The 13045-nt window shown below is 71.9% G+C and carries 15 protein-coding genes and 3 pseudogenes; 13 read left to right on the forward strand and 5 right to left on the reverse strand.

Features of this window, described 5'->3' with window-relative positions:
- The 10 genes from KPL60_RS24785 to KPL60_RS24830 form a co-directional block, all read left to right on the forward strand.
- On the forward strand, positions 1–374 hold a 374-nt coding region (locus tag KPL60_RS24785), incomplete at its 5' end, for a F0F1 ATP synthase subunit A (protein ID WP_226367371.1).
- A 124-nt stretch (positions 375–498) separates the two neighbouring features.
- The gene (locus KPL60_RS24790; RefSeq protein WP_020621511.1) at positions 499–744 is read left to right on the forward strand and encodes a F0F1 ATP synthase subunit C; all 246 of its coding nucleotides are present in this window, start codon (positions 499–501) and stop codon (positions 742–744) included.
- A 63-nt stretch (positions 745–807) separates the two neighbouring features.
- Positions 808–1356 (forward strand): F0F1 ATP synthase subunit B, encoded by a 549-nt coding sequence (locus KPL60_RS24795; protein WP_062397364.1) that lies wholly within the window; start codon positions 808–810, stop codon positions 1354–1356.
- Positions 1356–2186, forward strand: coding sequence for a F0F1 ATP synthase subunit delta (locus tag KPL60_RS24800; RefSeq protein ID WP_226350073.1), 831 nt, complete (start codon positions 1356–1358; stop codon positions 2184–2186). The genes KPL60_RS24795 and KPL60_RS24800 overlap by 1 nt, the downstream gene beginning before the upstream one ends.
- 75 nt (positions 2187–2261) lie before the next feature.
- Positions 2262–3899, forward strand: a complete 1638-nt coding sequence (gene atpA / locus KPL60_RS24805) for a F0F1 ATP synthase subunit alpha (RefSeq protein ID WP_226350074.1) — start codon at positions 2262–2264, stop codon at positions 3897–3899.
- 12 nt (positions 3900–3911) lie between these two features.
- The gene (locus KPL60_RS24810; protein WP_226367372.1) at positions 3912–4910 is read left to right on the forward strand and encodes a F0F1 ATP synthase subunit gamma; all 999 of its coding nucleotides are present in this window, start codon (positions 3912–3914) and stop codon (positions 4908–4910) included.
- Positions 4910–6343: a F0F1 ATP synthase subunit beta gene (gene atpD / locus KPL60_RS24815; protein ID WP_062397356.1), complete on the forward strand. Its 1434-nt coding sequence runs from the start codon at positions 4910–4912 to the stop codon at positions 6341–6343. Before KPL60_RS24810 ends, atpD begins: the two co-directional genes overlap by 1 nt.
- 18 nt (positions 6344–6361) lie before the next feature.
- Positions 6362–6733: a F0F1 ATP synthase subunit epsilon gene (locus KPL60_RS24820; protein WP_020621465.1), complete on the forward strand. Its 372-nt coding sequence runs from the start codon at positions 6362–6364 to the stop codon at positions 6731–6733.
- A gap of 20 nt (positions 6734–6753) precedes the next feature.
- The gene (locus KPL60_RS24825) at positions 6754–7203 is read left to right on the forward strand and encodes a DUF2550 domain-containing protein (protein ID WP_062397354.1); all 450 of its coding nucleotides are present in this window, start codon (positions 6754–6756) and stop codon (positions 7201–7203) included.
- A gap of 61 nt (positions 7204–7264) precedes the next feature.
- Complete coding sequence (locus tag KPL60_RS24830; protein ID WP_226367373.1) at positions 7265–8005, forward strand: E3 ubiquitin ligase family protein; 741 nt, start codon at positions 7265–7267, stop codon at positions 8003–8005.
- A gap of 38 nt (positions 8006–8043) precedes the next feature.
- Here the strand turns inward: KPL60_RS24830 and KPL60_RS24835 are convergent, their stop codons facing one another.
- Positions 8044–8637, reverse strand: coding sequence for a cob(I)yrinic acid a,c-diamide adenosyltransferase (locus KPL60_RS24835; RefSeq protein ID WP_226350078.1), 594 nt, complete (start codon positions 8635–8637; stop codon positions 8044–8046).
- Between the two features lie 124 nt (positions 8638–8761).
- On the opposite strand from KPL60_RS24835, the gene murA reads away from it, so the two are divergent.
- Positions 8762–10018, forward strand: coding sequence for a UDP-N-acetylglucosamine 1-carboxyvinyltransferase (gene murA, locus KPL60_RS24840; RefSeq protein ID WP_226367374.1), 1257 nt, complete (start codon positions 8762–8764; stop codon positions 10016–10018).
- Positions 10019–10607: 589 nt separating this feature from the next.
- Here the strand turns inward: murA and KPL60_RS34035 are convergent.
- The 3 genes and pseudogenes from KPL60_RS34035 to rsfS form a co-directional block, all read right to left on the reverse strand.
- Complete coding sequence (locus KPL60_RS34035) at positions 10608–10757, reverse strand: hypothetical protein (protein WP_374228751.1); 150 nt, start codon at positions 10755–10757, stop codon at positions 10608–10610.
- Between the two features lie 74 nt (positions 10758–10831).
- Positions 10832–11044: pseudogene (locus KPL60_RS35235) on the reverse strand (histidine phosphatase family protein); the annotation flags it as partial.
- An 81-nt stretch (positions 11045–11125) separates the two neighbouring features.
- Positions 11126–11508: pseudogene (gene rsfS, locus KPL60_RS24850) on the reverse strand (ribosome silencing factor).
- A 346-nt stretch (positions 11509–11854) separates the two neighbouring features.
- Between rsfS and KPL60_RS24855 the strand changes: the two are divergent.
- Complete coding sequence (locus tag KPL60_RS24855; RefSeq protein ID WP_226367375.1) at positions 11855–12031, forward strand: hypothetical protein; 177 nt, start codon at positions 11855–11857, stop codon at positions 12029–12031.
- Between the two features lie 103 nt (positions 12032–12134).
- Positions 12135–12233, forward strand: a pseudogene (locus KPL60_RS34870) (MaoC/PaaZ C-terminal domain-containing protein); the annotation flags it as partial.
- Positions 12234–12497: 264 nt separating this feature from the next.
- On the opposite strand, the gene KPL60_RS24865 reads toward KPL60_RS34870, so the two are convergent.
- Positions 12498–12905: a hypothetical protein gene (locus KPL60_RS24865; RefSeq protein ID WP_226367376.1), complete on the reverse strand. Its 408-nt coding sequence runs from the start codon at positions 12903–12905 to the stop codon at positions 12498–12500.
- Positions 12906–13045: the final 140 nt, after the last annotated feature.

A 13045-nucleotide genomic window follows, 5' to 3' on the forward strand; every position in this document is an offset into this window, starting at 1 on the left:
ACTACGCCGGGTTCAAGAAGCACGGGTTCTTCGGCTACATCAAGCACGCCGCGCTGCCGCCGGGCGTCCCGGTCTTCATCGCGCCGCTGATCATCGTGATCGAGCTGCTGCAGAAGTTCCTGGTGCAGCCGCTCTCGCTGGCACTGCGTGTGTTCGCCGCGATGTTCGCAGGCCACCTCATCCTCGCCCTGACCGCCGTGGGTGCGGCGTTCCTGGTGTCGGCGGGCTCCGCGCTCGTCATCGCGTCCCCGGTGGTGTTCGCCGCCGGGATCGCATTCACGTTCCTGGAGGCGCTGGTCCAGGTCATCCAGGCCTACGTCTTCGCCCTGCTCGCCGCCGTGTTCATCGGCGCGGCGATCTCCGAGGACCACTGACAGCACCACCGAGACCCCGGTGCCGCCTGCACCGCGCTCGCACCACCTGCTTCATCCGCCGGCCCGTCCGGGCCGATACACCGAACGACCCGCATCCCGCGGACCCGACGGAAGGAAACCCGAAGTGAACGTCACCCAGGTTCTGGCCCAGGAAGCCGCCAACATCAACCCGGGCCTCGCGGCCATCGGGTTCGGCGCCTCGGCCATCGGCGCCGGTATCGGCGTCGGCCTGATCTGGTCGGCCGTCATCAGCGGCACCGCCCGCCAGCCGGAGGCCCGCGGCCAGCTGATGGGTATCGGCTGGACCACCTTCGTCCTCGCCGAGCTGGTCATGCTGATCGGCCTGGTGCTCTTCTTCATCGCGCAGTAAGAGCCGGCAGATCACTCTCATGCCGGTCCCGGTACCGGCGGCCATGTCAGGGAAGGACACACGGTGGAACTGATTCTCGCCGCCGAACAGCCGCTTCCGATTCTCCCGCACCTCGATGAGCTCGTGCTCGGTGTGGTCGCGTTCGCGATCCTGCTGTTCCTGCTCTGGAAGTTCGCGGTCCCGCGCTTCGAGACGCTCTACGAGGAGCGGACCGACGCGATCGAGGGCGGCCTCAAGCGTGCTCAGGAGACCCAGGAGCAGGCGGACCGGCTGAAGAAGGAGTACGAGGAGCAGCTCGCCGGCCTCCGGGCCGAGGCGGCGCGCATCCGCGACGACGCCCGGGCCGAGGGCCAGCAGATCAAGGCCGAGCTCCGCGAGGAGGCCGAGGCCGAGGCCGCGCGCATCAAGGCCCGTGGCGAGGAGCAGGTGGCCGCGTCGCGCGACGCCGCCCAGCGTGCTCTGCGCAACGAGGTCGGGGGCCTGTCGGTCCAGCTGGCCGAGCGCCTGCTGCGCGAGCAGCTGGCCGACGACTCGCGTCGCTCCGCGACGATCGACTCGTTTCTCGGTGAGCTCGACCAGCAGGGCGTGGCCCAGCGGAGCGGGGCGAACTGATGGCGGCTGTCCTGCAGCCCGCCAGCCGTGAGTCCCTCGCGGCGCTGACCGAGCGGCTGGACTCCTGGACCGACTCCGCGTCGGCCCGGGACCTGACCACGACCGCGGACGAGCTGTTCGCGGTGGCCCGGTTCCTGGACTCCGAGCGCTCCGTCCGGCGCCTGCTGGCCGACGCGTCCTCCCCCGAGGACGCCCGCGCGGACCTCGTCCGCCGGCTGTTCGGGTCCCAGCTCTCGCAGCCGACCGTGGACCTCGTCTCCGAGCTGGCGCGCAAGCGCTGGTCGAAGGCCCGCGACATCGTCACCGGCGCGGAGGGCCTGGCCCGCCGCACGGCCATCGCGATCGCGGACCGCAACGGCTCCCTCGACGAGGTCGAGGACCAGCTGTTCCGGTTCGGCCGGATCGTGGCCCGCGAGCCGCAGCTGGCGAGCCTGCTCGGCGACGGCGCCCGGCCCGTCGAGGGTCGCGTCCAGCTCCTGGACTCGGTGCTCGGCGAGAAGGTCTACCCGGTGACGGCGACGCTGCTGCGCGAAGCGGTCCGGCTGCCCCGCAGCCGGCACCTCGACGTCGTCGCCGAGGAGCTCGCCGAGCTCGCGGCGGCCCGCCGGGACCGCTCGGTCGCCAAGGTGCGCACACCCGTCGAGCTCTCCTCCGAGCAGGAGACCAAGCTCGCCGAGACCCTGGGCCGTATGTACGGCCGCACGATCTCCCTGCAGGTCGAGCTCGACCGGAGCCTCCTCGGAGGCCTGGTCGTGCAGGTCGGCGGCGAGGTCATCGACGGCAGTGTGGCGGGTCGACTCGCCGCAGCTCGCCGATCCCTGCCCAGCTGACCTGCTTCGGACGCGATCGCCGGACCCCGGCGGAACGACCCGAAGACCCCGTTCGAGAGAAGGAACGACGCAGCCATGACAGAGCTGACGATCTCCTCCGAGGAGATCCGGAGTGCGATCTCCAGCTACGTCTCGTCGCTGGAGAGCGGCACGTCCCGCCGTGAGGTCGGGATCGTCGCCGACACCGGTGACGGCATCGCCCACGTCGAGGGTCTGCCCTCGGCCATGACCAACGAGCTGCTCGAGTTCGAGGGCGGCGTCCGCGGCGTCGCCCTGAACCTCGAGCAGAACGAGATCGGTGCGGTCGTCCTGGGCGACTACACCGGCCTCGAGGAGGGCCAGCAGGTCACCCGCACCGGCGAGGTCCTGTCCGTGCCGGTCGGCGAGGGCTACCTGGGCCGGGTCGTCGACCCGCTGGGCAACCCGATCGACGGCCTCGGCGACGTCGAGAGCGACGCCCGCCGCGTGCTCGAGCTCCAGGCGGCCGGCGTGATGGACCGCCAGTCCGTCGGCGAGCCGCTGCAGACCGGGATCAAGGCCATCGACGCCATGACCCCGATCGGCCGCGGCCAGCGCCAGCTGGTGATCGGCGACCGCAAGACCGGCAAGACCGCGGTCTGCGTCGACACGATCATCAACCAGAAGGAGAACTGGGAGTCGGGCGACCCGTCGAAGCAGGTCCGCTGCATCTACGTCGCCATCGGCCAGAAGGGCTCCACGATCGCCGGTGTCCGGCAGTCCCTCGAGGACGCCGGTGCGCTGGAGTACACGACGATCGTCGCGGCCCCCGCGTCCGACCCGGCCGGCTTCAAGTGGCTCGCGCCCTACACCGGCTCGGCCATCGGCCAGCACTGGATGTACCAGGGCAAGCACGTCCTGATCGTGTTCGACGACCTGTCGAAGCAGGCCGAGGCCTACCGCGCGATCTCGCTGCTGCTGCGCCGCCCGCCGGGCCGTGAGGCCTACCCGGGCGACGTCTTCTACCTGCACTCGCGTCTGCTGGAGCGCTGCGCGAAGCTCTCGGACGAGCTCGGCGCGGGCTCGATGACCGGTCTGCCGATCATCGAGACCAAGGCGAACGACGTGTCGGCCTACATCCCGACCAACGTCATCTCGATCACCGACGGCCAGGTCTTCCTCGAGTCCGACCTGTTCAACCAGGGTGTCCGGCCGGCGATCAACGTCGGTATCTCGGTCTCCCGGGTCGGTGGCTCGGCGCAGATCAAGGCCATGAAGACGGTCTCGGGCTCGCTGCGTCTGGACCTGTCGCAGTACCGCGAGCTGGAGGCGTTCGCCGCCTTCGGTTCCGACCTCGACGCCGCCTCGGCCGCCGCTCTGGGCCGTGGCGAGCGCCTGGTCGAGCTGCTCAAGCAGGCGCAGTACGCGCCGGTCTCGGTGCAGGACCAGGTCGTCTCGATCTGGCTGGGCACCTCCGGCAAGCTCGACTCGGTGCCCGTCGCCGACGTGCAGCGCTTCGAGTCGGAGTTCCGCGAGTACTCGCGTCGCCACGCCTCCGGCGCCCTGAACGAGATCACCGACACCGGGAAGCTCTCCGACGACGCCGTCGAGACGCTGACCAAGTCGGTCGACGAGTTCAAGCGCAACGAGTTCACCGCGTCCGACGGTTCCTCGGTCGTCCCCAAGGAGAAGGCCGAGAAGGCCCTCGACGAGGACGATGTCGAGCAGGAGACCGTCACGGTCAAGAAGAACTGAGGCTGATACCCGATGGCGGCACAGATCCGGGTGCTGCGCCGGCGTATCCGGTCGACGCAGTCCATCAAGAAGATCACCCGTTCCCAGGAGCTGATCGCGACCTCACGGATCGCGAAGGCCCGGGCGCGGGTGGACGAGGCACGTCCGTACGCCGAGCTGATGACGAGCACCCTGTCGGAGCTCGCGTCGAACTCGGCGCTGGACCACCCGCTGCTCGTCGAGCGGGAGCAGCCGAAGCGGGCCGCGGTCCTGGTCGTCACCAGTGACCGCGGTCAGTGCGGCGGCTACAACGCCAACGTCCTCAAGGAGGCCGAGCAGCTCCAGGCCCTGCTCCGCGAGCAGGGCAAGGAGCCGGTCCTCTACGTGATCGGCCGCAAGGGCGTCTCGTACTACCGGTTCCGCAACCGGGAGATCGAGCAGTCGTGGACCGGCTTCTCCGAGCAGCCGGGCTACGAGCACGCGGCCGAGGCCGCACGGACGCTGGTCGACTCGTTCATGGCGGGGGAGGACGACCACGACGGCAACACCGACGGTGTGACCGGCGTGGACGAGCTGCACCTCGTCTACACCAGCTTCAAGAACATGATCACCCAGGTGCCGCAGGCCCGGCGGATGGCTCCGCTCGAGGTCGAGTACGCGGCCGACAGTGCCTCGGCGAAGCCGGTCGACGAGATCGACAGCGACGCCGACACGGCCGAGAGCCAGCGGGACCACCCGGAGAGCAAGGGGCTCCAGCCGCTCTACGAGTTCGAGCCGGACCCGGACACGCTCTTCGACGCGCTGCTGCCGAAGTACATCGGGGCCCGCCTCTACGCGGCCCTGCTGGAGTCGGCGGCGTCGGAGTCGGCGAACCGGCAGCGGGCCATGAAGGCCGCGACGGACAACGCCAACGAACTGATCCGTAGCCTGACCCTGGAGGCCAACCAGGCTCGCCAGGCACAGATCACCCAGGAGATCAGCGAGATCGTCGGTGGGGTCGACGCTCTCGCCAGCGCAGGAAGTGAGAGCTGATGACCACGACCGCCGAAACTTCGGCCGGCCCGATCACCGGGCGCGTCGTCCAGGTGACCGGCCCGGTCGTCGACGTCGAGTTCCCGCGTGACCAGGTCCCGAACCTGCTCAACGCCCTCACGCTGGAGGTGGACCTCTCCGGCGACAAGCGCAAGCTGACGCTGGAGATCGCCACGCACCTGGGTGACAACCTGGTCCGGGCCATCTCCATGCAGCCGACCGACGGCGTCGTGCGCGGCCAGGAGGTCACCGACCTCGGCCGCCCGATCTCCGTGCCGGTGGGCGACCAGGTCAAGGGCCACGTGTTCAACGCCCTCGGCGACTGCCTGGACGACCCGTCCATCCAGTTCACCGGTGACCTCCGGTCGATCCACCAGAAGGCCCCGCGCTTCGACGAGCTCGAGGGCAAGACCGAGATGCTGGAGACCGGCATCAAGGTCCTGGACCTGATGACGCCCTACGTCGTCGGCGGCAAGATCGGTCTGTTCGGTGGTGCCGGTGTCGGCAAGACCGTGCTGATCCAGGAGATGATCCAGCGTGTCGCGCTGAACTTCGGTGGCACCTCGGTGTTCGCCGGCGTCGGTGAGCGCACCCGTGAGGGCAACGACCTCATCACGGAGATGACCGAGTCGGGCGTCATGAAGAACACCGCCCTGGTGTTCGGTCAGATGGACGAGCCGCCGGGCACCCGTATGCGCGTCGCGCTCTCCGCGCTGACCATGGCGGAGTACTTCCGTGACGTGCAGGAGCAGGACGTCCTCCTGTTCATCGACAACATCTTCCGGTTCACCCAGGCCGGCCAGGAGGTCTCGACCCTCCTCGGCCGCATGCCGTCCGCGGTGGGCTACCAGCCCACCCTGGCCGACGAGATGGGCGAGCTGCAGGAGCGGATCACCTCGACCCGTGGTCGTTCGATCACCTCGATGCAGGCGATCTACGTCCCCGCGGACGACTACACCGACCCGGCTCCGGCGACGACGTTCGCGCACCTCGACGCCACCACCGAGCTCTCCCGGCCGATCTCCCAGAAGGGGATCTACCCGGCGGTGGACCCGCTGACCTCGACCTCGCGGATCCTGGACCCGCAGTACGTCGGTGACGAGCACTTCCGCGTCGCCAACGAGGTCAAGCGGATCCTGCAGAAGTACAACGACCTGCAGGACATCATCGCCATCCTCGGTATCGACGAGCTGTCCGAGGAGGACAAGCAGCTCGTCGGCCGGGCGCGTCGCATCGAGCGCTTCCTGTCGCAGAACCTCCTGGTCGCCGAGCAGTTCACCGGCCAGCCGGGCTCGACGGTCCCGCTCAAGGAGACCATCGAGGCGTTCGACAAGATCGCCAAGGGCGAGTTCGACGACGTCCCCGAGCAGGCGTTCTTCCTCTGCGGCGGTCTCGACGACCTGGAGAAGAACCGCAAGAAGCTCGAGGGCTGATCACCGATGCCTGCTGAGATGACCGTGGAGCTGGTCTCCGTGGAGCGCCGGCTGTGGTCGGGCGACGCACGCTTCGTGCTCGCCCGGACCACGGTCGGCGAGGTCGGCATCCTGCCCGGCCACCAGCCGATGCTGGCCCAGCTGGAAGAGGCCGGGGTCGTCCGCATCGACTCCACCGACGGCTCGAAGCGCACCATCGCGGTGCACGGCGGGTTCCTGTCGGTGTCGGCGGAGCGGGTGTCCATCCTGGCCGAGTTCGCCGAGCAGGCGGACGAGATCGACGTCGAGCGGGCCCGGCGGGCGCGCGACGGCGCCGACTCGTCCACCGACGAGGGCAAATCGGCGATCGCCCGGGCCGAGGCCCGCCTTCGGGCGGCCGAGGCGAACTAGTACGGGGACCGGGCACGGCAGTGGAGCTCATCGCGGCGTTCGTCGGAGTTCTGCTGCTGTGCCTGGTCGTCCCCCTGGTCTGGCTCGCCGTACGGCGGGTACGACTCATGCGCAACGGCGGTGTGGACCTGTGTCTGCGCCGCCGTTTCGCTGTCACGGACTGGCACTTCGGCGTCGGGCGCTACGAGGGCGAGCGGTTCGCCTGGTACCGCCTGACCAGCTTCCGGATCGGTGCGACCGTCGTGATGGACCGGGCCGACCTGGAGATCGTCGACCGGCGGCCGCCGCACCGGTCGGAGGAGTTCGCGATCCCGATGGCGGTCGAGGTGCTGCGCTGCCGCGGCCGCGACGCCGCCGGCCGGGGCATCGACGTCGAGCTGGCGATGTCGGCGGGCGTCCGCACCGGCTTCATGGCCTGGCTGGAGTCCACCCCGCCGGGGCAGGGGCACGGCTACCGCGAGGCGTCCTGACCTCGCCGGATCGGTAGCTCTACGGACCTGTCGTCCGTTCTGTCCGTTCTATGCTGCCGTCGTGGATCTGGTCTTCCTGGCGTTCGCGGGCATTCTCGGCTGGCTGGCGTGGACGTCGTTCCGCGAGGCCCGCGACGGGCACGCCCGCTGGACGCGCGGCCTGGCCGCGACCCCGGTGACGGTCGCGGAGCTCGTCGCCATGGCCGGCTCCGTCCGCGACGAGCTCGACGCCCCGGCGTTCCGCCAGGTGGTGTCGCTGTCCGGCACCGTCGAGCCGCTCGACGACGAGGCCCGCCCGGCCCCGCTCACCGGGGTCGACGCGGTCTGGTTCCGGTTCGTCGAGGAGGCGCTCTCCCGCGGCCGGGACGACCGGGAGGAACGGCAGGTCGTCGCCGAGCAGCGGCGGGAGCGGCCGTTCCGGCTGACCGACGGCGGCGCGGAGGTCGTGGTCGACCCCCGCGACGCGCACACCGAGATCCCGGTCGCCGAGCGCCGCCGGGTCACCGACGACGGCGAGGGCCGCGAGTTCGGCCTGTTCCGCCTCGTCGACCCGACGGTGGCCCGCGAGCGCACCGAGTGGCGGATCGAGCCGGGCTCCCGGCTCACCGTGGTGGGGGAGGCCCGGCTGTCCGGGGACCGGGTACGCCTGTCCGCCGCGGCCGACCACCCGCTCACACTCACCGTCGCCGAGCGCGGCGACCACCTGGAGCGCAGCCGGAGCCGCAGCGGCACCGCGATGCGGCGGGCCGTGGCGTTCGGCTGCGGCGCCGTCGTCGCGCTGCTGGTGGCGGTGCTGACCTGAGCGGGCCGTCCTGAATGGGCCGTCCGGAGCGGGTCCGGTCAGGCGTCGGTGGTCGGGGCGCCGTGCGGGCCGCCCGGCTGCCACAGGACGTCGCCGTCGGGGTTCGCGACCCGGCCGAGGATGAACAGCAGGTCCGAGAGCCGGTTGAGGTACTGCGCGGTCAGCGGGTTGGTGTGCTCCCGGTCGACCTCCAGCAGGCCCCACACCGACCGCTCGGCACGCCGGGCGACGGTCCGGGCGACGTGCAGGTACGCCGCCCCGGGGGTGCCGCCGGGGAGGATGAAGGAGTTGAGCTTGGGCAGCTCGGGGTTGAACTCGTCGCACCAGCCCTCGAGCCGGGTCACGTAGCCCTCGGTGACCCGCAGCGGCGGGTACTCGGGGTTCTCGACGATCGGGGTGCACAGGTCGGCGCCGACGTCGAACAGGTCGTTCTGGATCTGCCGCAGCGGGTCGACGATCCGATCCGGGAGTCCCCCGACGGTCACGGCGACCCCGATCGCGGCGTTCGCCTCGTCGGTGTCGGCGTAGGCCGCCAGCCGGGCGTCGGTCTTCCGGACCCGGCTGAAGTCGCCCAGGGCCGTCGTACCGTCGTCGCCGGTCTTCGTGTAGATCCGCGTCAGATGCACCGCCACCCCGACAGGCTAGGGGCGCCGGTGCCTCGGCGACCAGATGCGGGGGTGCGCCGGACGGTCCGAAGGGTCAGGGCCGTCCGGGGCGGGCATCCGGCGCGGTGACGGTCCCGTTACCGTTCCGGGCGTGGTGGAGCATTTCGCGGTCAACGGCGGGGCCCGGCTGAGCGGGTCCGTCGACGTCGTCGGGGCGAAGAACAGCGTGCTCAAGCTCATGGCGGCGGCGCTGCTGGCCGAGGGGCGGACGACGCTCGAGAACTGCCCGGAGATCCTGGACGTGCCGCTGATGGCCGACGTCCTGCGGAGCCTGGGCTGCACGGTCGCGATCGAGGGGTCGACCGTGCACATCGACGTGCCCGCCGACCCCGGGGCGGAGGCCGACTACCGGTCGGTGTCCAAGCTGCGCGCGTCGGTGTGCGTGCTCGGGCCGCTGGTGGCGCGCTGCCGGCGGGCGGTCGTCCCGCTCCCCCGGGGCGACGCGATCGGCTCGCGCCCGCTGGACATGCACCAGAACGGGCTGCGCAAGCTGGGCGCGACCACCGACATCGTGCACGGCAGCGTCACCGCGACGGCGGGTGACCTGCACGGCGCGCAGATCTGGCTGGACTTCCCGAGCGTCGGGGCGACCGAGAACATCCTGATGGCCGCGGTGCTCGCCGAGGGCACGACCGTCATCGACAACGCGGCCCGCGAGCCGGAGATCGTCGACCTCTGCGTGATGCTGCAGCAGATGGGCGCCAAGCTCGAGGGCGTCGGCAGCTCCACGCTGACCGTGCACGGCGTCGCCGGGCTGCAGCCGACCACGCACCGCGTCATCGGGGACCGGATCGTCGGTGCCACCTGGGCGTTCGCGGCCGCCATGACCCGCGGCGAGGTCACCGTGCGCGGCGTCGACCCGCACCACATCGACCTGGTCCTCGACAAGCTCCGCAGCGCGGGCGCCGAGGTCACCACCGCCGAGCAGGAGTTCTCGGTCACGATGCCCGGCCGCCCCGAGGCGGTCGACTTCGTGACGCTGCCCTACCCGGGCTTCGCGACGGACCTGCAGCCGATGGCGATCGCGCTGTCCGCCGTCGCCGAGGGCACGTCGATGATCACCGAGAACGTGTTCGAGGCGCGCTTCCGCTTCGTCGACGAGATGGTGCGCCTGGGTGCGGACGCCCGCACCGACGGGCACCACGCCGTCGTACGGGGGCGGCCGGAGCTGACGGCGGCGTGGCCCGCCCAGCCCCAGTGCAGCCCGTCGGGGTTGCCGTGCCCACCGAGGACGTGCTCGCCGACCAGGGCGGGCACGTCGAGCACCGTCACCGCCGGGCGCCGGCCGCCCAGCGGCGGATCGCGGCGTCGGTGGCGGCACGGTGCGGGTGGGCCAGGCCAGCCGTAGTCGCGGCGCGGTGCACCGACGGTGCCAGCGCCACCACCGGCAGCCCGGGGCGCAGGGCGTGCACACCGGCCCGGCAGCGTTCCAGGTAGGCGACGGTCAGGGCGGGCGGCAGGGTCGCCGGTCCCCCGCCGGGGCAGCCGCGCCAGCGCCGGGGCGAGCCGCGGCTGGGCGCGCCGGTAGGCGCTGCGGGCCGCGTGGCGCAGCGAGGCGGGCCGCAGGACCGGGATCAGCTCGCGCAGCGCGGTCGGCAGCGGGGACGGCAGCGAGTCCATCCCGGACACCCCGAGCACGACCGCGCCGACCCGCGGCAGCGCCGCCCACACCCGCGGGTCCCCGTGATCGCCGACCAGGCGTGCCGGGCCGTCCACCCGGCGCGCGCGACGATCTCGGCGCGGCCGCCGAGGCGGCGGCGGCGATGTTGGGCCACAGCCTCGGCTCGTCGGCCGGGCAGGGCCGCTCGGGTCCGTGGAAGGCCAGCGAGTCCCCGACGACCCAGCAGGTCAGGCACCGATGTTGTACCCACAGGCGCCAGCGGGGGTGGTCGTCACGGCGGGCGACGACGGCCCACGGGTGTTGCCCAGCCCGCCGATCACGGCCAGGACGACTGCGGCAGGTCGAGCAGCCCGCACACCATCCCGGCGATCATGCCGCCGTGCGCGACGAGCAGCACGGAGCGCTCCTCGGGTCGGAGCGTACTCGAGGTCCAGCTCCTCGACGACCGGCAGCGACCGGACGACACGTCGACCCGGGACTCCCCGCGGGCGGGGTGAACCGCGGGTCGGACCGCCACTCGGCGATCGCGCCCGGGTCGTCGGCACCGATCTCGGCGATGGTGCGTCCCTGCCAGTCCCCGAGGTGGGTCTCCCGCAGCCGCTTGTCCACCGACAGCGGCAGCCGACGGCCTCGGCCACCGCGGTCGCGGTGTCGTGGGCGCGGGTCAGGTCCGAGGTGATGATCCGGTCGAACCGCTCCTGCGCGAGCCGCGGCGCGACGGGCCGCGGCCTGCGCGCGACCGGCGTCGGTCAGCCGGTGTCCAGGTCCCCTGCATCCGGCCGACGGAGTTGTACTCGGTCTGCCCGTGCCGCAGCAGGGTGACCCGGCGCAGCGTCATGCAGTGCCGTCCGGGTCGCCCTGGGGGTCGGGCACCTCGATCGCCGGGCAGTCCTTCCAGAGCCGGTCCAGGCCGTAGAAGCCGCGCTGCTCGGTGTGCATGACGTGCACGACGATGTCGTTGAAGTCCAGCAGCACCCAGCCGTTGTCGTTGTCGCCCTCGCGGCGGGCGGCTTGCTGCCGCGCTCGCGCAGCTTCTCCTCGACCTCGTCGACGATGGCCTGGACCTGACGCTCGTTGGCCGCCGACGCCAGCACGAAGCAGTCGGTCAGCGCGAGCTGGTCGGACACGTCGAGCGCGACGATGTCGACGGCCTTCTTGTCGGCCGCGGCGGCCGCGGCCACCTTCGCCAGCTCGACCGCCTCCGGTGATGCCGTCACCACACTCTTCCCTTCACGACCACGATTGACCTCGACAGTGTGTCAGCCGGGCACCGGGGGCTTGGGCGGCGGGCACCGGGCGGGATAGGTTTCCGCCTCACGGTGGAACGTCGAAGGAGACTCCCCATGCCCCTGGCGCCCGATCTCGAGGGCACGCAGTGCGAACCGGTCAGCTTCGCGTGGGCACGGGACGACGTGCTCCTCTACGCGGTCGCCGTCGGCGCGGGGGTGAGGACCCCACCGCCGAGCTGTCGCTGACCACGGAGAACACCGCGGGCGTGCGGACGGCGGTGCTGCCGTCGTTCGCGGAGATCGTCACCGCGGGCGCGAAGGTCGACCTCGTGACGTGGACGCCTCGCGCGTCGTGCACGCCGAGCAGGCGTTCCGGGTGGTCGGCCCGCTGCCGGTGGAGGGGCGGGTCCGGGTGACCGCGACGGTCACCGAGGTGCTCGACAAGGGTCCGGGGCGCTGGTGCGCACCGAGGCCGAGGCCGTCGACGCGAGCACCGGGGAACCGGTTCTGACCAGCACGAAGACGTTGTTCCTCGGCGGCGAGGGCGGCTTCGGCGGCACCCGCGGTGACAGCGCCGCCGAGCCCCGTCCCCGACCGCGCGCCCCGACCACGAGGTGACCTACCGGACCACGCCCGGCCAGGCCCTGCTCTACCGGCTGACCGGGGACCGCAACCCGCTGCACAGCGATCCGGAGTTCGCCGCGAAGGGCGGTTTCGACCGGCCGATCCTGCACGGCATGTGCACTACGGGTTCACCACGCGTGCGCTGGTCGCGACCGTCTGCGACGGCGACGCCCGCCGCCTCGTCGCGATGGACGCCCGGTTCACCCGCCGGTCGTGCCCGGCCAGTCCCTGACCGTCTCGGTGTGGGACACCGGTGACGGCACGGTCGCGTTTCCGGACCGCCGTCGACGGCGAGGTGGTGCTGGACCGCGGCACCGCGGAGGTCACGGCGGCGGCCGCGTCCGCCTGAGCGCTCAGGACGCCGCCGCGGTGACCCGCGGCGGCGCCGGGTCCCCCGGGTAGTCCTGACCTCCCCGATAGGCGAGGGCGGACAGCGCGTCGAGCGCCGCGAGCTGCGGGTAGGTCCGGTTCGGGTCGCCCGGTGCGGCCACCGGTGTTCCAGGTGGCGGAAGGTCACGCGCGATGCCGCGTGGTGGCCAGGAACGCGGGTTGTCCCGCACGAAGCGGGCGTAGGCGTGCCGGAGCGCGGGGTGGCGGCCCAGCTCGGTGCGGACGAACCGGTCGACGTCGGCGCCGATCTCGTGGACGTACTCCCCGCAGGGGGCGACCCACGAACGGCACCACCCACGCCTCGTGCACGCAGAGCAGGTCGCGCACGGCGCGCTGGCGGTGCCCGGCGTTCTCGCCTGCGCGACATCCACGCAGCGACGACGGGCGCGGCGGCGCGGCCCATCCGGGCGAGCACCGCCGACGACGGCCAGGGGAACGACACCCGGAACGGGATGTGGACCGGGTCGCCGTCGACGTGCACGTCGTGGTCGGCGACGCCGCCGCCGGAGTC

Source organism: Pseudonocardia sp. ICBG162 (assembly GCF_020496225.1).
In the GTDB taxonomy this organism is placed as follows: Bacteria; Actinomycetota; Actinomycetes; order Mycobacteriales; family Pseudonocardiaceae; genus Pseudonocardia; species Pseudonocardia alni.

Excerpts from the sequence above, each read along its gene's own strand:
- KPL60_RS24800 (WP_226350073.1), top strand. The coding sequence starts at position 1,356 with ATGGCGGCTGTCCTGCAGCCCGCCAGCCGTGAGTCCCTCGCGGCGCTG.
- atpA (WP_226350074.1), top strand. The coding sequence starts at position 2,262 with ATGACAGAGCTGACGATCTCCTCCGAGGAGATCCGGAGTGCGATCTCC.
- KPL60_RS24810 (WP_226367372.1), top strand. The coding sequence starts at position 3,912 with ATGGCGGCACAGATCCGGGTGCTGCGCCGGCGTATCCGGTCGACGCAG.
- atpD (WP_062397356.1), top strand. The coding sequence starts at position 4,910 with ATGACCACGACCGCCGAAACTTCGGCCGGCCCGATCACCGGGCGCGTC.
- KPL60_RS24820 (WP_020621465.1), top strand. The coding sequence starts at position 6,362 with ATGACCGTGGAGCTGGTCTCCGTGGAGCGCCGGCTGTGGTCGGGCGAC.